We start from the raw sequence: 21,264 nt of genomic DNA on the forward strand, positions 1-21,264 counted from the left end.
AAATCAATGATTTGAAGCGAAAATATCGGTCAGGCAGGCTGGAAGTTCAGATTAGCCTCTGTTGGATTGTATGGTGTCCTCTCCCACTCGGTCGCCCGACGAACCCGCGAAATAGCGGTTCGCTTGGCAATGGGGGCTGAACGCGACCACACGGTATGGCTGATCCTCAGCCAGGCCCTCGTTCTGGTCACCATCGGTCTCGCAATTGGTATCGCCACTGCGTTGGCGGGGATTCGTACGTTGCGGAATTTCGTCGCAGAATTGGGACCGGCCGATCCCATGATTTTCCTGATTCCCGCCTTCGTGATTGTTGTGGCCTCTCTGTTCGCCTGCGCGGTACCCGCCTACCGAATCACCAGGCTGGAACCCATGGACGCGTTGCGCCATGAATAGTTCCCCGCAGATCTGACAACGAAGTCGATGTTTGGTACCCGTTCTCAAAAGCCCCGTGTCCTGATCGCCGATGATCAGGAAGACGTGCTCCATTCTCTTCGGCTACTGCTGAAGAGCGAGGATTACGAGGTTACGACGGCCGACACTCCCGCCCGCGTCCTGGAGTTCGCTCGGCGGCTCGACCTGGACGTCGTCCTGATGGACATGAACTATGCCCGGGACACCACCTCGGGCCGGGAGGGACTGGATCTGCTCACCCAACTGCAGGTCCTGGACGGCTCGCTGCGGGTCGTGGTCATGACCGCCTGGGGCTCCATCGACCTGGCCGTGGAGGCCATGCGGCGCGGCGCCCGGGACTTCATACAAAAACCCTGGGAGAACGAGCGCCTCCTCACCGTCTTGAAGAGCCAGATCGAACTCCGGCGGGCGTTACGCCAGGGCCGCCGGTTGGAGGAGGAGAACCGGGTCCTCCGCTCCCGGCAACACACCCGCTTGATCACCCAGTCGCCGGTCATGCAACCGATTCTGGACCTGATCGCCCGGGTGGGCCCGTCCGACGCCCACGTCCTGATCACCGGCGAGCACGGCACCGGAAAGGAAGTGGTGGCGAGGACGTTGCACTCGGTCTCCGCACGCTCCTCCAAACCATTGGTGGCCGTCAACCTCGGAGGACTCTCCGAAGGCGTCTTCGTCAGCGAGATGTTCGGTCACGTCAAGGGCGCCTTCACCGACGCCCGCACGGACCGGATCGGCCGCTTCGAACTGGCCGACGGGGGGACGCTGCTGCTAGACGAGATCACCAGCATTCCGGTGAGCCAACAGGCCAACCTGCTCCGCGTCCTGGAGAGTGGAGAGATGCAACGTGTCGGATCCTCCCGAACAAGGCACGTCGACGTGCGGGTGCTGTCGGCCACCAACGCCGACCTGAAGCGGGAGGTGGAGCGCGGCCGTTTCCGGGAGGATCTCCTGTTTCGTCTCAACACGGTGGAGATTCATCTGCCGCCGCTCCGGGACCGGGACGATGACATCCTTCTGTTGGCCAACCACTTTCTGGGCCGATACAACCAGAAATACCGGAAACGGCTGGACGGATTCACCGAACCGGCACTGGCCTCCCTGGCTTACTACTCCTGGCCGGGAAACGTCCGGGAACTCAAACACGTGGTGGAACGCGCCACCCTGCTCGCCCAGGATTCCTCCATTTCGGTCCAGGACCTGAGTCTCCCGGCGGACTCCCCATTCTCCAATCCGCTGGAGATGATGACCCTGGAGGAAGCCGAAGGCGTCCTGATCGGCAAGGCCCTGGCCCGCGCCGGCGGCAACGTGAGCCACGCGGCTCGAAGCCTGGGGCTGAGCCGGACCGCCCTCTACCGGCGCATGGAAAAACTCGGGCTATGAACCGGTTCGGATTCCAGGCGCGGATCGTCCTGATCTCCCTTGCCGCCGGTCTCCCCGCCTGCGCCGCGCTGCTGGTCCTGCTCTGGACCGGCGATCATGAGCCCCGGGTGCGCTACGGCCTCTCGCTGCTGGCTGTGGGAACCCTGTCGGGCGGCCTGATCCTGCTTTACCGGAAGTTGACGTTTCAGTTTCGGACCCTCGCCAACGTGGTCTCGGCGATTCGTGAAGGGGATTTCTCCATCCGGGCCCGAGGTGGACCCGACAAGGGACTGGGCGAGTTCGCGGCGGAGCTGAACGTTCTGGGCGAGGTCCTGCGCCGGCAACGCCTGGGAGCGGTCGAGGCGGCCGCCCTGCTGCAGAAGGTGATCAAGGAGATCGATGTAGCAGTCTTCGCTTTCGACGACGGATGGCGCTTGCGCCTCATCAACCAAGCCGGGCAGAGGCTCCTGGGGATTCCGGGGGAAGAAGCGTTGGAGAAGACAGCCGCGGACTTGGACCTGAAGGAATGCCTGGAGGGAGAGCCGGTCCGGACGCTCCGAATCCGGTTGCCCGGGGGAAGCGGCCGCTGGGGAATGCGCCGGACCGTGTTTCGCGAGGAGGGACGGCCCCATCATCTGGTGGTCCTGGCGGACCTGAACCAGACCCTGAGAGAGGAGGAGCGGCAGGCTTGGCGGCGGCTGATCCGCGTGTTGGGACATGAATTGAACAACTCCCTGACCCCCATCAAGTCCATCGCCGGGAGTCTGGAATCCCTCTTGGAGCAAGATCTTTCGAATACGGATCGCGAGCAGGACCTGCGGGAAGGTCTCAGCGTCATCTCCTCGCGGGCCCAAGCGCTGAGCCGGTTCATGGGCGCCTATTCCCGGCTCGCCCGGCTGCCGGCCCCGAAAAAACGCCCGATCTCCATCGAAGACTCGGTTCACAAGGTGGTGAGCCTGGAGACCCGGATGCCGGTGACGATTCGAGACGGCCAGCCGGTTCGGTTTCGGGCCGACCCGGATCAATTGGAGCAGTTGCTGATCAATTTGGTCCGGAACGCAGTCGACGCCACGGCGGAGACCGGAGGGGGCGCCAGCATCGGCTGGAGGCGGGTCGGCGACCAGTTGGAAGTCTCGGTGGAGGACGAGGGAAAGGGACTGGCCGACACCGCCAACCTGTTCGTTCCCTTCTTCACCACCAAGCCCCAGGGAAGCGGCATCGGCTTGGTGCTGGCGAGGCAAATCGCCGAAGCCCACGGCGGCTTCCTCAGCCTGACCAATCGAAGGCAGACGCCGGGCTGCAGGGCCTTACTGGTGTTGCCCATGGCATAGTCGGCAAGATTCCAGCCCGGAGTCCTCAACGGTCACGGATTGACGTCAGTGCTACCCAAGGTTACCGTGGCGCCAAGAGGACACCCTTTGATGGTCAAGCACTCGATTACTCTCACTGACGAGCAGCACGCCTTTGCCAAGACGTTGGTGGATACCGGACGGTACGCCAGTGTCAGTGCGGTCATTCAACAGGGCATTGAAGACCTGAGACAGCGTTTGGCAGTCGCTGACTTGGATCGTATGGCGCTCTGCGAAATCCTGTCCCGCCGCCGGGCCGGCGAGTTTGTCGGGGCGGACGAAATGAACGAGCGGTTGAGAAGGATGCTTGCCGGCAAGCGTCCGGCTATCGTCTCCGATCCTACCTCTTGACAGCAATCACCAGCCCCGTAGACCAGGACAGGCGTAACGACGTCAACGCCGGGTGATTCTGTATTCGTTCCAGTAGCGCGTCCACTTTCGGGGGGTGATCGGGAGGCCACGCTGGAGCCGGCAGCAGGTCGTCGATGACGTAGATTCCTCCGTCGTTCAAAAGATCCACAGCCTTCTGGAAGTCCCAGAATTTTCCAGCCCAGGCGTCGGCGAAGATCAGGTCGAACCGCGACCCCCGCAGGGAATCCATGACGTCTGCACTATCTCCTTGGCGGAAAACTACACGGGCGTCCGTTCCCAGATAGCGTTTCGCCACCTCCAGGCAGGCCGGGTCAAGGTCGACCGTGATCAACCGTGAGTCCCGATCCATCCCGTCGAGGATCCAGGCCGTCGCCAGTCCCGTCCCGGTCCCCAACTCCAGGAGCCGGCCACCCGGTTTGGTGGCCGCCAGAGTCCGGAGCAGGACCCCGGTCTGGTAATCGGAACCCATGTTGAACTCCAGCCGGCGGGTGTCCTCTTCGATCTCCGGGAGAATCTTCGGTGGCTCGATATTCGTGCTGTCGTCCATCATTTTTCTCCAGTCCCGTCCGTCAGAAAAGAAAAGAAATGGGGGGAACAGTGCCATTCCTCCGACAAATGGCGCCGACAACCTTCCAAGCCTAATGCAATTCCCAGTAGTTGCGTCAATGAAAACGTGAGTCGGCACAATCACCCAAAAATGACCCGCCTATCGACATTAGTTTCCGCTGAGTCTCCAGAGATTCTCCCCATTCCCAGTTCGCATTCCGGCCACGGATGATCGAACCGTGTCACGATATGGGGCTCGGACAGCGAGTGTTAGGCACCGGCTCAGTTGTTGCAAATGGACTACTGGCCCGCGAATTCTACAAGGTGGCAAGTCGATCCGAACATCTCAATCTTCCATCGAGCGCCCGAACCGAGTGGACAGCGTAGCCGAACGAAGCCGGGTGACATGATTATCCGCCGAAGCTGGATACCGGATTCCCTGATGGTCCGTCTGACCATACCGGCTCTGTTCACAGGAACTCGTGTTGATGAACCGATCCTCGCGGTCGAGTATGCGTTCGGTGTATGTGAGAGAATTCGTTGTTTCCCGGAGACTTTCCCGTTTGCGTCACAGACTTAGGGAACGGATGATTTCATGTGCCCATTTCTCGCCGTCCCTCAAATCCATCTTGGTGATTGCAGGAAGGTCGCGAAACACGATTTGGGACACACGCCTCTTGGTCCCCGCCACGGTGCGCTCATAACCGATCACCCAGCGAAAAAGGCTCCCTGGGCGCATCTTGGCGAAATCTTCGCCTGAGAGTTCGGCCAGAGGAATAACCGCCTCTTCCTCTTCTTGTTCTAGGCCCGCTGTCGAGTCAACCAATCGAGCTACGAAATCTGTTTCTCCGATCTCAAGGACGAATCCCTCCCACTCTTGTAGCGCACTGACTCCACTAATCTCTGGAACTATCCGCAGATGACCCATCCTTCCCTTGAGCATCAACCTCGAACGCGGTTATGTTGCCACTCTCCAACTTTATTTGCTACCTTCATTCTACCTCGACTCCATCCGGACCGATCTCTGGCCGGAGAAGGCCCCAACTGGTATAGTCTCGGCTCCCGAGAGAGCCCATGGGAATCTCCCCGGATCTTTTTCGCAAAGTTGCCGGCTGTTTCGCCACCGGCGTGACGGTGGTCACGACCCAGGACCGGGAGGGTATTCCCTACGGCCTCACCGTCAATTCGTTCACGTCGGTTTCCCTGGATCCCCCTCTGGTTCTGGTCTGTCTGGACTACGGTCTCACCGGATTGGACATCTTTTTGGAGAGCCGCCGCTTCGCCGTGAACATCCTGACCAAAGACCAGCAGGATGTATCGAACCATTTCGCCAGCCGGGGAACCGACCGGTCTCAGGGGCCCTATGCCCCGGGTGAAACCGGCGTTCCCGTGGTGACCGGCTCCATGGCCTGGTTCGAGTGCGAGACTGTCCACGAGTACGCCGGAGGAGATCACGTCATCCTGGTGGGGGAGGTCAAGGCCGCCCGGCTTGGTGACGCCGAGACCGATCCCCTCCTCTTCTTTCGGGGCCGCTACCGGGACATTTCCTCGGCAGACGCCTGAAACTCCCGGCCCGTCTCCCGGATGAAGACGTCTTCCAGGGTCGGCTTGCCCAAGGAGACCGACTGGATCTCACCCGAGAACTCTTCCATCAGGTCCCGGATCAACTCGTGGCCACGGCGTTGCTCCATGCGGACCGCCCCATTCACCACCGACGCGGGCCCCGGAAATCGCGCCTGAATTCGCGCCTTCAGACCTTTGGGGTTGCGGGCATGCACGACGATCACGTCGCCGCCGATCCGGTCCTTGAGTTCGACCGGGCTCCCCTCGGTCACGACCCGGCCCTGGTCCAGGATGACGAGGCGATCGCAGACTTCCGCCTCTTCCATCAGATGGGTCGTGAAGAGGATGGTGATCCCGGCCGAATCGCGAAGGTCGGTCAGATGTTCCCAGAATTCCTGGCGGATGTGAGGATCCAAGCCCGCCGTGGGTTCATCCAACAGCAGGATCTGCGGACGATGCAGCAGGCCCTTGGCCAGTTCGGTCCGGCGCCGCATCCCGCCGGAGAGAGTCCGGACCCTGGAGTTGCGCCTCCCGCCGAGATCGAAACGCTCCAACAATTCTTCGATCCTGGTCTTGAGACGAGCCCCGCGCAACCCATGGAGACGGCCCTGGCAGACCAGATTCTCGGCCACCGTCAATTCCTGGTCCAGGCTGTTGGTCTGGAAGACGATCCCCATCAGCCGGCGGACCCCGGCCGGGTCCGTTGCCGGATCCAGACCCGCCAACCGGACCTTTCCGCCGTGGGGCTGAAACAAGGTGCAGAGAATCCGGAACAGGGTGGTCTTGCCGGAACCGTTGGGACCCAACAGCCCCAGGATCCGGCGGCGGTCCAGGGAGAAGCTGATCCCGTCCAGGGCCTTGCGGTCACCGTAACGGAAGGCGAGATCCCGGACGTCGACGAAGGAGGCCGACGCGGCGTCGAGGTTTGATTCGGACCCTGTGGACCGGGAGGCTGGCGTTCGCACTGGCGTACCTTCCTCAGAGTCGATCCAGCGCCATCAGGACCATGAGAAGGGGGAGGTAGACCACGGAGGTCTTCAGCAGCGTGTGAGCCGCGGCGCGGGAACGGGTCCGGTTCACACGGAGGCCCGACCAGAGGAGACCGCCGCCCAGGATGACGGCGCCCGCCGCATAGAGAGTACTGCTGATCCCCACCTGGGTCGGAAGCAGGCTGACGGGCACCAACAGCAGGATGAAGATCAGGATCTGGCGCGCCGTCTTTCTTCCCCCGGGGTCCATCTGGGGCAACATCCGGAATCCCCCTCGCCGATAGTCGTCTCTATAGACCCACGCAATCGCCAGAAAGTGAGGGTACTGCCAGAGGAAGAGCACGGCGAAGAGGACCCACGCCCCCGGATCCAACGTCCCTCTGGCGCCCGCCCAGCCCAGGAGCACGGGAGTGGCGCCCGGGAAGGCGCCGATGGTGGTGCAGAGGGGCGACTTTTTCTTGAACGGGGTATAGCCGAAAAGGTAGAGGGCGGCCGACGCCAGCCCCAGACCTCCAGTGAGCCAATTCGCCGCCGCTCCCAGATAGAGCCCACCGCCCAAGGTGAGCACCACTCCGAATACCAGCGCCTTTGCCGGCGTGATCCGGCCCGAAGGGAGCGGCCGGCTTCGGGTCCGCTGCATCCGCGCATCCACCTCTCGCTCCAGGTACTGGTTCGAGACCGCGCAACCGGCGGCCAGCAGGGTCGTCCCCAAGATGGTGTGGACCAGAAGAACGAAATCGATGTCGGTGGAAGCCAGGTAGAAGCTGACCAACGCCGTCAGGGCCACCATCAACGTGACCCGGGGCTTCGTCAACTCCAGATAAGCCAACATGCGATCCAACTCCGGGGACGAACACCGTCACCGTGAAGAGTGGCGGCCCCTTTCAACCGGCCGCTACGGAGCGACCACTCGCAGCCGGCTCGCCGGCACTCGAAAAAGAGAGCTGCAAGGTGAGCACCAGGGCCGTCACCAGGAGAATTGCCCCCAGCGCCAGGTGCGAGGTGGTCAGGAAGACCCCCAACGGGAACGGTTGTGTTGCCCCCATTCTCACGACGCGGGCCCATAGTGCACCAACACCCAATACCAACTGAAGCAACACCAGAATGACGAGGGCGTAGGCTCCACCCGTGAATGCTCCGAGCCTCGGGTTCTTGAACACCTTGACGGCGGCCATGATGAGAAGGCCGCCGGCCAGCACGGCGCCGGCCATGTGGGTGAGGAGCGCGTGGGTCACCAGAGTGACCCCCTTGCTGCCCTCGCTGGTCCCCGTGTGCCGCACCAGAGCACCCAGAATCAACTGGAGATAGACGGAGCCCGTGGCCACCGCGCAGAAAATGGCGTTGCGCCGGTTCTCCCCGGGACAGAAGGCGGAAAGGCTGCGCCCCCGCCAATTCGAGGACGTGACCAGTGCGATCACCACCACGGCGCAGAAGAACAACTGCGCGAGACAGGCATGGAGGACCGAAATGGCGACGGGCAGGAAAAACAATACGGTGAGGCCGCCCAGCAGGGCCTGGGCCAGGACCATCGCCACCGCGATCCAGGCCAGACGCCGGACTCGGGGACGCTTCTCCACCCGGCCCAACCAAATGGCCAGAATCAAGGTCAGAATCGCCACCGTCGCAGCGATCAGGCGGTGGGAATGCTCATAGAACACCCCTCCCACCATCTCGGGCATGAGACTGCCGTGGGAGAGGGGCCAATCCGGGACCGAAAGGCCGGCGTCGTTGCTGGTGACCAGGGCCCCCGCCACCAGAAGGAGGAAGGTGGCCGCGGCGGTCACCACCGCGAACCTGTGGACTGTATGAAGACTCTGGGGCCCCACGCTGGAACTGCCTTGTGAGATTCGGCCTGTCGGGAGGGGGAGAACATTCTTGTCTCCCCCCACTCTTTTTCTCCCGGTCCCGCGTCACGTGACCGTGACTTGGGCGTGCGGCGGCAACAATGCCGCCGCTCCTCGCTGAATGCGGATCAGCCGGAGAACTCGAAGCTGACTTCCTTGGCCTCGCTGGCCTGGACCGTCACCTGCTGCTCCTGGACCCCGAACTTCTCGTGCCAGGCCTCGATGACGTAGTCGCCGGGCGGAAGGTTCTCGATCGAGAAGGCTCCGTCGGTTCCGGTGACGGCATAGTAGGGATGAGGCACGACGCCGATGTAGGCCTTCATCCAGGGATGCACGTTGCACTTGACCGGAATCATGACCTCGGCCCGGGGAAACGACCGGACCAGCGGCTTGCCCTTGGCCCGCTGCGACTGGTTCCACTCCCGGTTGTTCCTGGGAAGGGGATGAACGTTGTGGGTGGTCCCGTCGCTGTTGAGAACGTGGAGCTTCTGCCGGGTCTGGATTCCCAGGACATGGGGGGTGTAGATACACCCCTTCTGGTCCAGCGTGACCGGGTCGGAGGGGGTGTCGAAGCCGTACTGCTCGAGTCCGCTCTTGACCCAGACGAAGGTGTTGATCAGAGCGCCGCCATCGCCGATCAGGACATCCTGACTGCGGACAATGCCCGAATGCTCCTTGACGCAGACCGGATCGGCATCCATGCGAAGGCGGGCGTTTTTCGGCGTGTCGCCACCGAAGCTGACCATGCCAGACACCGAACCGGCCTGGGACAGGTCGGGGGCCGGCTTCGCGTCTGCCGCCGGCGCCGGCGCCTCGTCGGCTGCGGGCTCCGCGCCGCCGCCGCCGCCGCCGCATGACGCCGCCAGCAGTCCAGCCATCACCAAAACGAAAATAAACTGTGCTCTCTCCATGTTCTTCTCTCCCGGAAGATTGTCTATCCCGAACGGGCGGTCTGTGCATTGCGGCCCGTGACGCCTCATGTCACGGGCCCGTCGTAGATCATCGACCTCTGAGCCGACGCTGTTCCTGTCGCGTGAACTGGAACATGTATCGTAGCACAAGGTCGGCGTGGTCCTTCTCGTAGTCCTTCATGATGGGGAGATCCGCCAAGGCGAAGATCCAGCGGTTCTCTTCACGCTCGAACAGTCCCGACGGCATGGAGGTCCCCGGCTGTATGATCTCCGGATGGACCATCCAGCGCCGGGTCCAGTCCGGCTGCAGGCGTTCACTCACCAGCTCGAAGCTGGGCGCCGTCGCATTGCGGTCGTGCTGCGGGTCGCCGGTGGCATGACAGCGCAGGCAGGGCGCCGCCGGGTGCGTGAAGAGCTGGCGGGCCATGGTCAGCTCCCGCTGCGATAGCGGCTCCAGAGCCTTGGGCAGATAGGGCAACGGCTGCTGCGCCAGCGCCCCGAAGAAACGGACCAGCTTCTCCACTTCTCCGTCAGAAAGAGTGAAGGTGGGCATCCGGATCTGGAGGTAGGGCCGAACTCCGTTACGGTTGGTCCGCTCCTCGTCCAGAGCCGGATTCTTCAGGAAACGGGTCAACCAGTTGGGATCGACTCTTGCTCCCTCGCCGACCAACGGCGGAGGCACTTGCTCGCGCCAGTCATCCTGCTGGTACAGCGGCAGACTCTTGACGATGGGCTGCTGACCCGGCGCCACCTGGTGGCACCCCATGCAGTTGTACTTGAGGATAATTTCCCAGCCCTCTTGGATGTGACTCCTCTGGTCCCGCGGCTGGTAGTGATAACGCTCCGGAACCCGGTCCTCAGGCGTCACGCTCCCCAACAGGTAGGTGGTGAGCTGGGTGATCTCCTCCGGTTCCAGATGGAAATTGGGCATCCGGAGGCGCTCCAGCGGCTCCTTGAGCTTGCCCTGATCGTAGACGGCCGGATTCTCCAGCTTCCGCTCGAAGAATCCCTTGTGGTTGTACCAACCCTCCCGCTTGGCGGTCTGGGTGAGCAACGCAAAATCGAGGCGCTCCAGCGGTTTGCTGCCCTCCTCCGTGAGATCGGTCCCGATCTTTCCTTCATCCTCCAGGGTCGCGATCTCGTGGCAGCCGGCACAGCCGAAGTGGCGAACCATGGCCCGTCCCTTGGGCGCCAGTTCCGAATCCTCAAGCCACGCCGCGGCAGCGTATTCGGCGCCGGGCGCCTGGCTCTTCAGGTAGGTTGCAATGTCGCGGCTCTCTTGCACGGTCAGACGCAGGTTCGGCATGACCGTGGGATTCTGCACCTGGAGAGTTCCGCCGCAGAGCGGACATTCATTGTTTTGAAGGTCGAAACGGAACGGTTTCCCGGCGGCCGCATAGTCCTCGGGAGTGAGGTCCCGCTTGAGCGTCGGACAGTAGGGGAGCGTCCGTTTTCGCGGATTGCGAATCCAGCGCACCAGGTAGTCATAGTTCACCTTGTCGCCCACACGGCTCAGATTGGCCGCAAAGGTCCCTCCGACCGCCTCGTCCCCTTCGCCAATGGCGTGACAGGCCATGCACCCTCGAGTCTCGAACAGCACCTTGCCCTGTTCCGCATCGCCTTGGGCATGATTCTCCAGCTCTCCATTGACGCCGGACTGCCAGACGAATGCCGCAATCGCCCGGGCCTGATCCTCTTCCAGGCGAAAACGCGGCATCTTGGTGGTGGGCCGGAAATTGTGGGGATTCTCGATCCAGCCAGGCAACCAGTCGCGGCGCAGCTTGACCCGGACCTCCTTGAGATTCGGCCCGGGTGTCTTGACCTCTTGGAGAAGCTGCCGGCCCCGGTCCCGCTCCCGGTCGACCCGGGTGTCGAGGTCGGCGACCCGCAGTGTGAGACGATCCGCCTCAGCGTAGAGGCGATTCGCCTCCTCGTTGGTTTCGGCTTCGTCGGCCTGGCCCACCGTCCGCTCGATCAGGAGCCGGACGGCCTCTTTTTCGCCTTCCAGGGTCGTCACGTCTTTTTGGTTGACCAGCAACGCAAGCCGTTCCTGGTCGAAGCCCTGCCGGGGATGGCAGCCCCAACAGCCGCGCCACCGGAACTGCTCGCGGCCCGCGCTCAACACCGGGGCCATGTCCAGCCGGGCGGCGTCGCCGTGGCACCGCAGGCAGCCGGCTTCCATGTTCTCAGGCGGATAGAGGGGCCAGAGCCAATGCTTGTATCGTCCGTGGCCGGTATCAGTACTTACGGTGCCGATTCCGTTCCCGTTGTGGCAGGGGGAGCAACCGTACACCTCCGGGTCGTGAACATCCAACAACTCCGACCTGGGATGGCTGGCGAAGAGTTCCATTCCGCCCATATCGGCGGCGCGGATCGTTACCGGCTCGGTGATCCCCAGGTGACACGTCTCGCACCGGTCCACCAGGCCCATGTCTCCATTGTGGATCTGGTGGATCCCGTACTCAAAGTCGTCCAGTCCATTGATCAGGCCCTGAATCTGGCTGGCCGTGAGCCCTTCCATGCGATTCGCCACGTAGGTCTGCATCTCTCGCCGGATCTGGCTCGGCCGTTGCAGCACCGCCGCCTTCCGGGCCCGAACCCGTCCCTGCTGGTCTTTCAGGGAATTGAACATGACCTCCAACTCGACGTAGCTCAACTCCTGAGGGGCGTCTTCCCCGGGAAGCAGAATCTCGTAGCGTCTCTGCTCCAACTCCTCGCGGTCTTCTTCGTAATCCTTTCTGGCTGAGCCGGACGTGGTCTCAATCAGGTAGATGGTGGCCTGGATCTCGCTCCGGGCCGTGGCGAAGGTCTTTTCGATGGCGCCGAGCTTGGCTTCGACGGATCCTTCCTCGGCCGTGATCTCCGCCAGCCGGGGAGTGACGTCGGCTTCCGCTTCCTGTTGCTGCTGCTGCAACGCCAGATATCCGTCGGAAGCCCTGATCTCCTCCTCCTGGCTCCCCTGCTGCGGCTTCAGGCCTCTCAGAAACGTGGAGTAGCGCTCAACGAACTCGGCCTGGTGCGCCCTCCACGGCCTGAGGCCCCAGCCTTCATCGTAGAACGCCCAGATGAGCGTCACCATCAGCAGCAGGGAACTCACCGCCATGGGAACGGCCAGCGAGGAATTGACGATGGGATCTTCTTCCGGCACCGGCCGTTCCCAGAAGGGCTTACGCGACCCTCGCCGGGAAAACGGCCGCCGGAGCAGCGCGATCAAACGTTGAACCATGGGGTCACCCAGATATTTTTTATGCGGAATACCAGCCGCAGAATGATCTTGACCGGCAACGCCACCATGATCAGGAGCAGGGACTGGAGAAGGACGTACTGGATCAGGGTCATCCTGGCGTAGATCTTCCGATTGAACTCGGTGGACAGGATCAACTTGTGGAGGAGGAAACCGAAGACCACCAGGTAGACGCCGATGGCGACGGCGCCCACGACGGCAACGTATGGCTGCTGGGTGATGCCCAGCAACTCATGCAGATCCCGGTTGGTCTCGAAGACCAGGCGGTGGTGGTCCCAGGTGGCCCCGGGCCAGAACCACATCCACCCCGGCCCCCGGATGAAGGTCCCGATGACGATCATGACGCTCCACAGAACCAGAAAACCGAAACAGAAGGCCAGGATGGCGAATTTCCTCTGCCGGAACGTGTAGTAGCCATTCCCCAGAGGATTCTTGTCGATGTAGGGGATGGCCATCAGCCCGATGATGATGAGGGTCGGCATCAGGACCCCGGCGATCCATGGGTCGAAATAGACCAACATCTCCTGCAGGCCCAGGAAATACCACGGCGCCTTGGACGGGTTCATGGTGAGGTTGGGATTGGCCGGCGCCTCCAACGGGGCGTTGAGGGTGATGGACCAGACCATCAGGATCACGGTGACGATCACGGTGGCCAACAATTCCACCCGCAGCAGGTAGGGCCAGACATGGAGCTTCTGCTGCCAACCTTTCCGAAACGGCTCGATCTTGCGGTAGTGGCCGCGGGCCGCCTTGGGGTCGGCCTCCAACTGCACGATCAACCGGTCGGTCGCAAACGCTTGCCGGAACGCGTACCAGGTGAAGAAGGGGACCAGCACGATCATGGCCACGATGGGAATGTTGTCGGGCAGGGAGACGATCTCCCAGAGTTGGTACCAATCCATGTCAATGTCCTCGCATCACCCGGCCGGCAGCCCGCAACAGGGTCTGCCCGCAGGAGAGCTCACCTCCTCCTGACGCGCTTGATCTCCGATTCCAGCATGACCGGGGCCGGGCCGGAGATGCTTCCGTCCTTTCGCACCCGCCAGAAATGGACGGCCAAAAATGCCACCAGCAAGAAGGGGATGGCGATGCAATGCCAGATATAGGCCCGCAAGAGGGCGTTGGCGTCCACGATGGACCCACCCAGCAAGGCAAACCTCACGTCGTTGTAGGCGGTAATCCCCAACTCGGGGCCGAAGGGGCCTTCGTGCCCCAGCAGTGGCGTGGCGCGGGCCATGTTGGTCCCCACCGTGACCGCCCAGAAACCCAACTGGTCGTCCGGCAACAGGTAGCCGGTGAAGGAGAGGAGCAGGGTCAATACCAGGCAGATCACGCCGACGGTCCAGTTGAACTCCCGCGGCGACTTGTACGAGCCGGTCAAAAATACCCGAAACATGTGGAGCCACACCGTCAGGATCATCAAGTGGGCGGCCCAGCGATGCATGTTCCGCAGCAAGCCGCCGAAGGGGACGTCGTTGTGCAGGAACATGATGTCCGCGTATGCCTGGCCCTTGGTGGGATGGTAGTAGAACATGAGGAAGATGCCGGTGATGGTCAGGACCAGGAAGAGGTAGAAAGAGAGTCCGCCCATGCCCCAGGTGAACCGGAAGCGGACGGCGTCCCGGTTGATCTTGGCAGGATGCAGGTGCAGAAAAACGTTGGTCAGAACCGCCAGCGAACGGTTGCGGGGGGTGTCGTCCAGCTTGTGACGAAAGACCGACTTCCAGAGCTGACTCCCCTTGTACTGCCGGATTGCCTTGACATCATCCTTCCCTTTGTCGACGAAAGTTCCAATGTAGGGATCCAGGACGGTCTGGACTTTGTTGAGGAGCGACTTGAGCTTTCCCGGAGGGGGGGGCGGCTCCACATCTCCCCGCTTTTTCTGGACCATGGTCTTCCTCGCTCAGATCTCCAACGGCTCGACTGACTCTGAAACCGGGATCAGACCGGCAGATACGACCCGTCTTCCCGGAACTCGCACGGCGCTCCCGGCGGACACTTGTAGATCCGGCTCACGTCCACCAGGATCTGTCCATCCGGGGCCAATTCCACGTGTGCCCGGTCCATGGGGCGCGGGGCCGGACCTTCGAAGTTCCTGCCTTCGCTGTCATAACCACTGCCGTGACAGGGGCATTTGAATTTCTGCTCGCTCTCGACCCAGTCCGGAGTACAGCCCAGATGAGTGCAGATAGCGGAAATGACGAAGATGCCCTCGGCGTTGCGCACCACCCAGATGCGGTATTTCTGCTGAAACCGCGTGTCCACGCCGAAGCCGAAATCGGTGGGATAGCCCACCTTGAAGGAGGTCTTCGGCTCAAACAGGGTGCGCGGAAAGAAGAAGCGCAAAGTCATGAAGAAGTTGGCGGTCAAAAAGGCGAATATGCTGGCAAAGGCGAACTTGCGCCGCCGGATCAGGCGCCTCTCGCTCTTTTCATCCGTATTCGCCCGACTCACTTTTCGTACAGGCATTCTCAATAAAACCCGCAGTTTTCAGAACAATGATTCGACCCTGTTCGGGGCCACTCTCCTGAACAGTTCCCGAACTGTTAAAACACCTTCCGCCGGACCTTGTCAAGGGCGCCGCGGCGCGGTCTCAGCCAAGCGCCCATGCCTGTCGGCGGGAGCGTTTGGCGGGCGTCAGGGCCGTTGACGAAAGGCCAGGTAAAGAAACAGGGCCAGGATCATCACGGGCGGCACTCCGAGCACCAGGATCCCGGCATTCAACGTCGAGAACTGACCCAGCACCTGGGCCGAACTCTTGCACATGGCGCAACCTTGGGCCATCAGCCCCGTCCCCGTCCCGCCAAACAGTTGGAGGCCCACCAAGCTCACCGCCGCTCGGCCCAAGAACCGGACTGTTCCCTCCCGGCGTCCGTTCACTACGGCTTCAACTCCAGTACCCGGGGGGCGTCCGGAAGCGGAAACCCGAACATCAGAATGACGCAGATCAGCAACATGGGGATCAAGGTCACGAAGAGGCTGAACCGCTCGAAACGCAGGTGCATGAAGTAGGCCACGATGAGACCCGCCTTGAAGAAGGAAAGGATCACCAGCGTAGACAACATGAGCATGACCGAGAGGTTGACGTACGCCAGCACCACCTCCACGACGGTCACCACCAGGAGCACCACCCAGACCGTCAGATAGAGCCGATTGTGGGAATGTTCGTCACTCATGGACTCACCTTTCTCCGGATCTCAGATTACGTTGGACAACAGGTAGACCAAGGGGAATATGAACATCCACACCAAGTCCACGAAATGCCAGTAGAGCCCGCTCACCTCCACGTCCTCGGAGTCGAAACGGCCACCCTTGAAACCCCATGCCACGATCCCCAGATAGATGACGCCGGCGGTCACGTGTGTCATGTGGAGCCCGGTCAACGTGAAGAAGGTGGCGCCGAACAGCGGAACACCCCATGGGTTGTTGAACGGAGTGACGCCATGTTCGATCAACTGCATCCATTCGTAGCCATGGAGCACGATAAAGGCCAGCCCTCCCGCAATGGTGGCCCAGATCCATTTCGCCGCAGTCGACCGGTCGCCCCGATGAGCGGCGGCGACGGCCAGGACCATGGTCAGCGAACTGGAGAGCAGGCAGAAGGTCATGACCGAAGCCAGCGCGATGCTGGATGTATCGAAGGGCCGGGGCCAGCCTTCGTTCGCGACTCGGACGTAAGTGTAGGCCACCAGCAACGCCGTGAAGGTCAAGGTGTCGGAGAGGATGAAAAGCCACATCCCCAGCTTCTTGGAGCCGATGGCGAAGGGAGATTTTCCTCCCGCCCAATCGGAAATGCTCGCGTCGTGTGCCTGCTGAGCCATCCATTACCTCCAGAACAAAATGAACAACAGAAGATAGACCCAGAGCCCATCCAGAAAATGCCAGTAGATGGCCGTGACGTTGAGAACCGTGCGGGTCGGCGGGCGATCCTGCAATAGTCTCCGGGACCAATGGACCAACGCCGCCACACCGCCCAGAAGATGGACGCCGTGGGCGCCGGTCAAGATGTAGAAGAAGGCGCTGCTGGGATTGGTTCGCAGATAGATGCCGGCACCCGCCAGTTGCTGCCAGACCACGAGCTGCCCCAGCAAAAAGACAACGCCGAGGCTTGTGGTCGCCAGCCACCATCGGGCCACGGCGGCCGTGTCGCCGTAGACTCGCCGGGCCCTTTCCAGCGTGAGGCTGCTGGCCAGCAGCAGAGCCGTGTTCACCCAGACCAGGGCGGGAATGGCGGTTGGAAGCCAATCGTCCGAGATTCCCTTGCGCACGATGTAGGCGCTGGTGAAGGCGGCGAACAGCATGGTCACGCCCGCCATGAGCACCAGCATCCCGGTGTAGTAGCGACGCTCGGGGACTCCCGGACGTTCTCCCCAGGAATCGCCCCAGCCGCCGGGTCCCGTGGGCAAGGCCGGCGCTCCGGGCAGAACCGGACCCTCGGAGCCCAACTCGCGGCCGCCGGTCTTGGAAGTGGGAGGTGGTGCGACGATTGCCATCTTTTAGCCGGTGGACCCGCGCGCGTCGGGTGCGGTTTGTGGGACGAAGTCTTCCTCGGCGCCCGGGACGCTGTACTCGTAGGGGCCGCGATGCACTACCGGAAACTTGCCGGCGAAGTTGTCATGGGGCGGAGGAGACGGAACTTCCCACTCGATGGTGGTTGCCCGCCAGGGGTTCATTTCCGCTACCCGGCCCTTGAAAAGGCTGTAGAGGAAATTGGCCACGAAGATGATCTGGGCGGCAGCCGTGATGAAGGCGGCCACCGAGATGAACTGCTGCAACGAAACCAGTGGCTGTAGAAAGTCGAAGGCGGTCAGTTCGGCGTATCTGCGTGGTTGCCCCCCGATCCCCAGGTTGTGCATGGGCATGAAGATGCAGTAGACCCCGACGAAGGTGATCCAGAAGTGGACCTTGCCCCAGAACTCGTTGAGGTGGCGCCCGAACATCTTGGAGAACCAGTAGTAGGTGGCGGCGAAGATGCCGAAGATGGCGGCCACTCCCATGATCATGTGGAAATGACCCACCACGAAGTAGGTGTCGTGGAGATAGACGTCCACCGCGGGCTGGTTCAGGAAGAGACCGGTCACGCCTCCGCTCACGAACAGGGAAACGAAACCCAGGGCATAGAGCATGGCGGTCGTCAATTGGATCCGCCCTCCCCAGAGGGTGCCCAGCCAATTGAACGTCTTGATGGCCGAGGGCACGGCCACAGCCGTGGTGGTCAGCGAGAAGACGATGGCGGTGTAGGGGCTCATCCCGCTCAGGAACATGTGGTGGCCCCAGACGATGAAGCTGACCGCGCCGATGCCGATGATGGCGAAGGCCATGGCCTTGTAGCCGAACACCGGTTTGCGGGCGAAAGTGGCCAGGATGTGCGAGACGGCGCCCATTCCCGGAAGGATGGCGATGTAGACTTCCGGATGTCCGAAGAACCAGAACAGATGCTGCCAGAGCAGCGGCGACCCGCCCGTGTGATCGATGGCCTGGTCACTTACCACCAGTCCGCCGGGAATGAAGAAACTGGTCCCGGCCCAACGGTCCAGGAGCAGGAGAACCCCTGCGGCCAGCAGGACGCCAAAGGCCAGCAAACCCAGGATGGCGGTGACGAACCAGCCCCAGACCGTCAACGGCAGACGCATCATGGTCATGCCCTTGGCCCGCATGTCGATGGTGGTGGTGATGAAGTTCAGTGCGCCCAGCAGCGAGGCCACGCAGAACAGGGCGATGCTCACCACCCACAGGCTCTGTCCCGTTCCCAGCCCCGGTCCGGCAATCTCCCCCAGCGCGCTCAGCGGAGGATAGGCCGTCCATCCCGAGATGGGGGCCCCTCCCTCCACAAAGAAAGCAGCCATGAGAACGGCCAGGGCCAGGAAAGTGACCCAGAACGAGAGCATGTTCAATACGGGAAAGGCCATGTCGTCGGCACCGATCTGGATGGGCAGGAAATAGTTCCCGAATCCCCCCTGAGGCGCCGTGGTCAGAACGAAGAAGACCATGATGGTCCCATGCATGGTGAGCATGGCCAAGTAGAACTCCGGCGTCATGATTCCGCCCGGCGCCCCCTCCGGAAAGAGGGTGCCCAGAATGGAAATCTCGGTGCCCGGCCACGCCAGATTCAAGCGAATCAGCACCGACAGGCCCACTCCCACCAGAACCGAGAACAGAGCCAGCAGGTAGTACTGGATCCCGATCACCTTGTGGTCGATGCTGAAGACATACTTTCGAACCCAGCCTGACGGCGCTTCGTGATGAGCGGCGTGCGTCTGAACCTCTTCTGCCATATCGGTCACACTCCCTGCGTTTCCGAAAACCCTATTCTTCAGCCTGATCCTTCAGCCACTGGGCGAAGTCCTCCTCCGGAAGCACCTCCAGAAAACTCCGCATGTTGTAATGCTGCAGCCCGCACAGCTCGGCGCAGGCGATCTCCCATCGGCCGGTCCGGGTGGCCGTGAACTGGACGGGGATGAGCAGTCCCGGGACCAGGTCCTGCTTGACCCGCAACTCCCGCACCGAAAAGGCGTGAGTCACGTCCTTGGAGCGCAGGAGCAGCTCGATCGGCTTGCCCAGCGGGACCGCCATGATGGGAACCACCAGGTCGTCCTGGGCGGCCGTATCGGACAGGTCCAATCCCAGCGGATTGCCCCCTTCGTCATCGATGAGGTCCGGAGCCACCCTCCCGAACTCACCGTCGGGGCCGGGATATCGTATGTTCCAGGCAAACTGTTGCCCGGTCACCTCGATGCGGACGGCGTCCTCGGGGGCTTCGGAGAGATAGAGGTCGGCCCAGATGCTCTGGCCCGGAATCACCATGGCGAAAAAGACCACGGTGGTGGCCACGACCCAGATCACCTCGAGCTTTTCGTTCCCGTGGGTGTAGTTGGCGACCCTTCCCGCCCCGTCCCGATAGCGCGCAATGGCGTAGCCGAGCCCCACTTGGGCCAGGATGAAGACGACTCCGGTCACCACCAGAGTCACCATGAACTGCCGGTCCAGGTCGCCGCCATGCGCCGACGCCACTTCGGGGAACCACCAGTACTTGCCGACCATCAGCACCGTGGAAACTATCGTGATGAGCCAGATTGTCACCGCCAATATCATGCGTCACGCCTCCAAAAATCGTCGCCATTGTACCAACTGCCTAAGCAGATTCAAGACGTGAATCGTGGAAAGGGAATCCGGGAGCCGGAGAAGCTCTCAATGCCTTCCCGGAAGCTGGACGGGTCACTACACTGGCGGGGTGGACCCAAGAGACACCGGTTCCCTCGGCTTCAGGCTGGAAGAGACCTGGTACACGCTGACATTTCCCCGGAACGGCTGGCTGGCAGTGGATCTGCTCCGCTACCTGGACGACGTCCTGGAAGCTTCCGATCCGGCCACGGCGGTCTTGAAGTTGCTGGGCTATACGTTACAGATCGGCGCCGGCCCGCCCCGGCGCCGGGCAACCCACTGGGTGGAAGTCGACTTGGCCGCACGGCGGCTCACCACCAACTCCGGTCTGGTGCGAAGAGCCGTAGATCAAGCGCCGGCTCCGGCGGACCCGCTCCGGACGTTGGAAAAGGTCCATGGAGTTCTGGACCGCTTCGATTTCACCGTGGTGCTTTATCCCGGCAGGAGCTGAGAAGGGCGCTGCCGAGTTGATTGGAGAGAGGCTGATGAATCTCGGTGGGACAAGGGACGCCCTTCTCGGGAACGGATTGTAACTGGTCACCCCTGACATTCGTTTCCGGCGGCCGACCCGGCGAAGGATCGTCAACAAGCCCGCGTGTACGGCTGGAAGAGAGGATGACGCCCGACGGCATGAAACTGCCCTTTCAGATGAAAAAATAGGATAAAATGATTCCTTGATCCCTTACCTTCGCCACAGGAGGTCGCCCGATGCTGGCCAAACTGACATCCAAGAACCAACTTACGTTGCCCAAGGCGGTGATCGCCGACTTCCAAGGCTCCGAGTATTTCGATGTGACCAATGAAAACGGCCGCATCGTGCTCACGCCCGTCCGTCTGACTCGCGCCGGCGCCGTGCGCGCCAAACTGGCTGAACTCAACATCTCAAAGGCAGATGTCGCCGACGCGGTGGCGTGGGCTCGGCGCGGCAAATGATTGTTCCGCGGCTGGTGCTCGACACCAACGTCCTGGTCTCCGTTCTGTTGTTTCCCGCCGGATCGGTCTCCTGGATGCGTCGCGCGTGGCATTCGGGAGGCATCCTCCCGCTCGCCAGTCGAGAGACGACTATGGAACTGATCCGCGTGCTTTCCTATCCGAAGTTCCAACTGAACGCCGACGAGAAAGCAGACCTGCTGGCCGATTACCTTCCCTGGTGCGAATCGGTGATCGTTTCGCACTCATCCGCCGTGCCGAAATGCCGCGACCCGTTTGACCGCCCTTTCCTCGATCTGGCGCTGCAGGGACATGCCGACGCCTTGGTCACCGGTGACGGAGACCTGCTGGCCTTAGCGTCAGTGTTCCCCATTCCGATCCTCACCCCAAACGCCGCCAGAAGCCGTTGGGACCAAGGGTCGACGAATCGCAAGGTGGGTTGAGGCACGAAGAACATCCCCAGATGTTGGCATCCGACGAATTCCTCTGGAAACGGGAAGTGCAAGATTGAGAAACGGCGGCAAGCGGGCACGGCTTTTCAGCCGCCAAACTCCCATGTCGCATGGGAAGTGGAGGCATGGATGA

The 21,264-nt window shown here is 62.0% G+C and carries 24 protein-coding genes; 8 read left to right on the top strand and 16 right to left on the bottom strand.

What is annotated here, in order from left to right:
* The first annotated feature begins 66 nt into the window (after positions 1-66).
* The 4 genes from OXT71_12500 (at position 67) to OXT71_12515 (ending at position 3,470) form a co-directional block, all read left to right on the top strand.
* Entirely contained in the window at positions 67-393 is a 327-nt protein-coding gene (locus OXT71_12500) for an FtsX-like permease family protein (GenBank protein MDE2927211.1), read from the top strand.
* 27 nt (positions 394-420) lie between these two features.
* Positions 421-1,791, top strand: coding sequence for a sigma-54 dependent transcriptional regulator (locus OXT71_12505; GenBank protein ID MDE2927212.1), 1,371 nt, complete (start codon positions 421-423; stop codon positions 1,789-1,791).
* Positions 1,788-3,101 (top strand): ATP-binding protein, encoded by a 1,314-nt coding sequence (locus OXT71_12510; GenBank protein MDE2927213.1) that lies wholly within the window; start codon positions 1,788-1,790, stop codon positions 3,099-3,101. Before OXT71_12505 ends, OXT71_12510 begins: the two co-directional genes overlap by 4 nt.
* Positions 3,102-3,191: 90 nt before the next feature.
* Entirely contained in the window at positions 3,192-3,470 is a 279-nt protein-coding gene (locus OXT71_12515) for a type II toxin-antitoxin system ParD family antitoxin (GenBank protein MDE2927214.1), read from the top strand.
* On the opposite strand, the gene OXT71_12520 is transcribed toward OXT71_12515, so the two are convergent.
* Positions 3,460-4,041: a class I SAM-dependent methyltransferase gene (locus OXT71_12520; protein ID MDE2927215.1), complete on the bottom strand. Its 582-nt coding sequence runs from the start codon at positions 4,039-4,041 to the stop codon at positions 3,460-3,462. The two genes, OXT71_12515 and OXT71_12520, sit on opposite strands and share 11 nt — an antisense overlap.
* A gap of 564 nt (positions 4,042-4,605) precedes the next feature.
* Entirely contained in the window at positions 4,606-4,965 is a 360-nt protein-coding gene (locus OXT71_12525) for a hypothetical protein (protein MDE2927216.1), read from the bottom strand.
* 146 nt (positions 4,966-5,111) lie between these two features.
* On the opposite strand from OXT71_12525, the gene OXT71_12530 reads away from it, so the two are divergent.
* A complete protein-coding gene (locus tag OXT71_12530) occupies positions 5,112-5,600 on the top strand; it encodes a flavin reductase family protein (protein MDE2927217.1) in 489 nt (162 codons plus the stop codon).
* Here the strand turns inward: OXT71_12530 and OXT71_12535 are convergent.
* From OXT71_12535 to OXT71_12600, 14 genes are all read right to left on the bottom strand, one after another.
* The gene (locus OXT71_12535) at positions 5,570-6,565 is read right to left on the bottom strand and encodes an ABC transporter ATP-binding protein (GenBank protein ID MDE2927218.1); all 996 of its coding nucleotides are present in this window, start codon (positions 6,563-6,565) and stop codon (positions 5,570-5,572) included. The two genes, OXT71_12530 and OXT71_12535, sit on opposite strands and share 31 nt — an antisense overlap.
* A 13-nt stretch (positions 6,566-6,578) precedes the next feature.
* On the bottom strand, positions 6,579-7,421 hold the full coding sequence (gene cyoE, locus OXT71_12540; protein ID MDE2927219.1) for a heme o synthase: 843 nt from the start codon (positions 7,419-7,421) through the stop codon (positions 6,579-6,581).
* A 52-nt stretch (positions 7,422-7,473) separates the two neighbouring features.
* The gene (locus tag OXT71_12545; GenBank protein ID MDE2927220.1) at positions 7,474-8,415 is read right to left on the bottom strand and encodes a COX15/CtaA family protein; all 942 of its coding nucleotides are present in this window, start codon (positions 8,413-8,415) and stop codon (positions 7,474-7,476) included.
* A 146-nt stretch (positions 8,416-8,561) separates the two neighbouring features.
* The gene (locus tag OXT71_12550) at positions 8,562-9,344 is read right to left on the bottom strand and encodes a carboxypeptidase regulatory-like domain-containing protein (protein ID MDE2927221.1); all 783 of its coding nucleotides are present in this window, start codon (positions 9,342-9,344) and stop codon (positions 8,562-8,564) included.
* 88 nt (positions 9,345-9,432) lie between these two features.
* Positions 9,433-12,570: a c-type cytochrome gene (locus tag OXT71_12555; GenBank protein MDE2927222.1), complete on the bottom strand. Its 3,138-nt coding sequence runs from the start codon at positions 12,568-12,570 to the stop codon at positions 9,433-9,435.
* Positions 12,555-13,490 (bottom strand): cytochrome C, encoded by a 936-nt coding sequence (locus tag OXT71_12560; GenBank protein MDE2927223.1) that lies wholly within the window; start codon positions 13,488-13,490, stop codon positions 12,555-12,557. The genes OXT71_12555 and OXT71_12560 overlap by 16 nt, the downstream gene beginning before the upstream one ends.
* 59 nt (positions 13,491-13,549) lie before the next feature.
* Positions 13,550-14,479 carry a cytochrome b N-terminal domain-containing protein gene (locus tag OXT71_12565; protein ID MDE2927224.1) on the bottom strand — a complete coding sequence of 310 codons (930 nt, stop codon included), beginning with the start codon at positions 14,477-14,479 and terminating at the stop codon, positions 13,550-13,552.
* Between the two features lie 50 nt (positions 14,480-14,529).
* A complete protein-coding gene (locus OXT71_12570) occupies positions 14,530-15,042 on the bottom strand; it encodes a ubiquinol-cytochrome c reductase iron-sulfur subunit (protein MDE2927225.1) in 513 nt (170 codons plus the stop codon).
* A 183-nt stretch (positions 15,043-15,225) separates the two neighbouring features.
* Positions 15,226-15,468: a hypothetical protein gene (locus tag OXT71_12575; GenBank protein ID MDE2927226.1), complete on the bottom strand. Its 243-nt coding sequence runs from the start codon at positions 15,466-15,468 to the stop codon at positions 15,226-15,228.
* Positions 15,468-15,764 (bottom strand): cytochrome C oxidase subunit IV family protein, encoded by a 297-nt coding sequence (locus tag OXT71_12580; GenBank protein ID MDE2927227.1) that lies wholly within the window; start codon positions 15,762-15,764, stop codon positions 15,468-15,470. Before OXT71_12580 ends, OXT71_12575 begins: the two co-directional genes overlap by 1 nt.
* Positions 15,765-15,785: 21 nt before the next feature.
* Positions 15,786-16,409 (bottom strand): cytochrome c oxidase subunit 3, encoded by a 624-nt coding sequence (locus OXT71_12585; GenBank protein ID MDE2927228.1) that lies wholly within the window; start codon positions 16,407-16,409, stop codon positions 15,786-15,788.
* Between the two features lie 3 nt (positions 16,410-16,412).
* On the bottom strand, positions 16,413-17,081 hold the full coding sequence (locus OXT71_12590) for a cytochrome c oxidase subunit 3 (protein MDE2927229.1): 669 nt from the start codon (positions 17,079-17,081) through the stop codon (positions 16,413-16,415).
* Between the two features lie 3 nt (positions 17,082-17,084).
* Positions 17,085-18,863: a cbb3-type cytochrome c oxidase subunit I gene (locus tag OXT71_12595; protein ID MDE2927230.1), complete on the bottom strand. Its 1,779-nt coding sequence runs from the start codon at positions 18,861-18,863 to the stop codon at positions 17,085-17,087.
* A 31-nt stretch (positions 18,864-18,894) separates the two neighbouring features.
* Complete coding sequence (locus tag OXT71_12600) at positions 18,895-19,680, bottom strand: cytochrome c oxidase subunit II (protein MDE2927231.1); 786 nt, start codon at positions 19,678-19,680, stop codon at positions 18,895-18,897.
* A 139-nt stretch (positions 19,681-19,819) separates the two neighbouring features.
* Here OXT71_12600 and OXT71_12605 point away from each other — a divergent pair, with 139 nt between their 5' ends.
* From OXT71_12605 to OXT71_12615, 3 genes are all read left to right on the top strand, one after another.
* A complete protein-coding gene (locus OXT71_12605; protein ID MDE2927232.1) occupies positions 19,820-20,200 on the top strand; it encodes a hypothetical protein in 381 nt (126 codons plus the stop codon).
* Between the two features lie 257 nt (positions 20,201-20,457).
* Complete coding sequence (locus tag OXT71_12610) at positions 20,458-20,682, top strand: AbrB/MazE/SpoVT family DNA-binding domain-containing protein (GenBank protein ID MDE2927233.1); 225 nt, start codon at positions 20,458-20,460, stop codon at positions 20,680-20,682.
* Positions 20,679-21,122, top strand: a complete 444-nt coding sequence (locus OXT71_12615) for a putative toxin-antitoxin system toxin component, PIN family (GenBank protein ID MDE2927234.1) — start codon at positions 20,679-20,681, stop codon at positions 21,120-21,122. Before OXT71_12610 ends, OXT71_12615 begins: the two co-directional genes overlap by 4 nt.
* Positions 21,123-21,264 lie beyond the last annotated feature (142 nt).

It is taken from the genome of Acidobacteriota bacterium (assembly GCA_028874215.1).
GTDB lineage: Bacteria > Acidobacteriota > UBA6911 > RPQK01 > JAJDTT01 > JAJDTT01.

Bases quoted from the DNA above. Each gene is read 5' to 3' on its own strand.
- OXT71_12590 (MDE2927229.1), bottom strand. From the start codon at position 17,081: ATGGCAATCGTCGCACCACCTCCCACTTCCAAGACCGGCGGCCGCGAG.
- OXT71_12530 (MDE2927217.1), top strand. From the start codon at position 5,112: ATGGGAATCTCCCCGGATCTTTTTCGCAAAGTTGCCGGCTGTTTCGCC.
- OXT71_12615 (MDE2927234.1), top strand. From the start codon at position 20,679: ATGATTGTTCCGCGGCTGGTGCTCGACACCAACGTCCTGGTCTCCGTT.
- OXT71_12555 (MDE2927222.1), bottom strand. From the start codon at position 12,570: ATGGTTCAACGTTTGATCGCGCTGCTCCGGCGGCCGTTTTCCCGGCGA.
- OXT71_12580 (MDE2927227.1), bottom strand. From the start codon at position 15,764: ATGAGTGACGAACATTCCCACAATCGGCTCTATCTGACGGTCTGGGTG.
- OXT71_12560 (MDE2927223.1), bottom strand. From the start codon at position 13,490: ATGGATTGGTACCAACTCTGGGAGATCGTCTCCCTGCCCGACAACATT.
- OXT71_12600 (MDE2927231.1), bottom strand. From the start codon at position 19,680: ATGATATTGGCGGTGACAATCTGGCTCATCACGATAGTTTCCACGGTG.
- OXT71_12515 (MDE2927214.1), top strand. From the start codon at position 3,192: ATGGTCAAGCACTCGATTACTCTCACTGACGAGCAGCACGCCTTTGCC.
- OXT71_12505 (MDE2927212.1), top strand. From the start codon at position 421: ATGTTTGGTACCCGTTCTCAAAAGCCCCGTGTCCTGATCGCCGATGAT.
- OXT71_12585 (MDE2927228.1), bottom strand. From the start codon at position 16,409: ATGGCTCAGCAGGCACACGACGCGAGCATTTCCGATTGGGCGGGAGGA.
- OXT71_12510 (MDE2927213.1), top strand. From the start codon at position 1,788: ATGAACCGGTTCGGATTCCAGGCGCGGATCGTCCTGATCTCCCTTGCC.
- OXT71_12520 (MDE2927215.1), bottom strand. From the start codon at position 4,041: ATGATGGACGACAGCACGAATATCGAGCCACCGAAGATTCTCCCGGAG.
- OXT71_12550 (MDE2927221.1), bottom strand. From the start codon at position 9,344: ATGGAGAGAGCACAGTTTATTTTCGTTTTGGTGATGGCTGGACTGCTG.
- OXT71_12610 (MDE2927233.1), top strand. From the start codon at position 20,458: ATGCTGGCCAAACTGACATCCAAGAACCAACTTACGTTGCCCAAGGCG.
- cyoE (MDE2927219.1), bottom strand. From the start codon at position 7,421: ATGTTGGCTTATCTGGAGTTGACGAAGCCCCGGGTCACGTTGATGGTG.
- OXT71_12595 (MDE2927230.1), bottom strand. From the start codon at position 18,863: ATGGCAGAAGAGGTTCAGACGCACGCCGCTCATCACGAAGCGCCGTCA.
- OXT71_12565 (MDE2927224.1), bottom strand. From the start codon at position 14,479: ATGGTCCAGAAAAAGCGGGGAGATGTGGAGCCGCCCCCCCCTCCGGGA.
- OXT71_12525 (MDE2927216.1), bottom strand. From the start codon at position 4,965: ATGGGTCATCTGCGGATAGTTCCAGAGATTAGTGGAGTCAGTGCGCTA.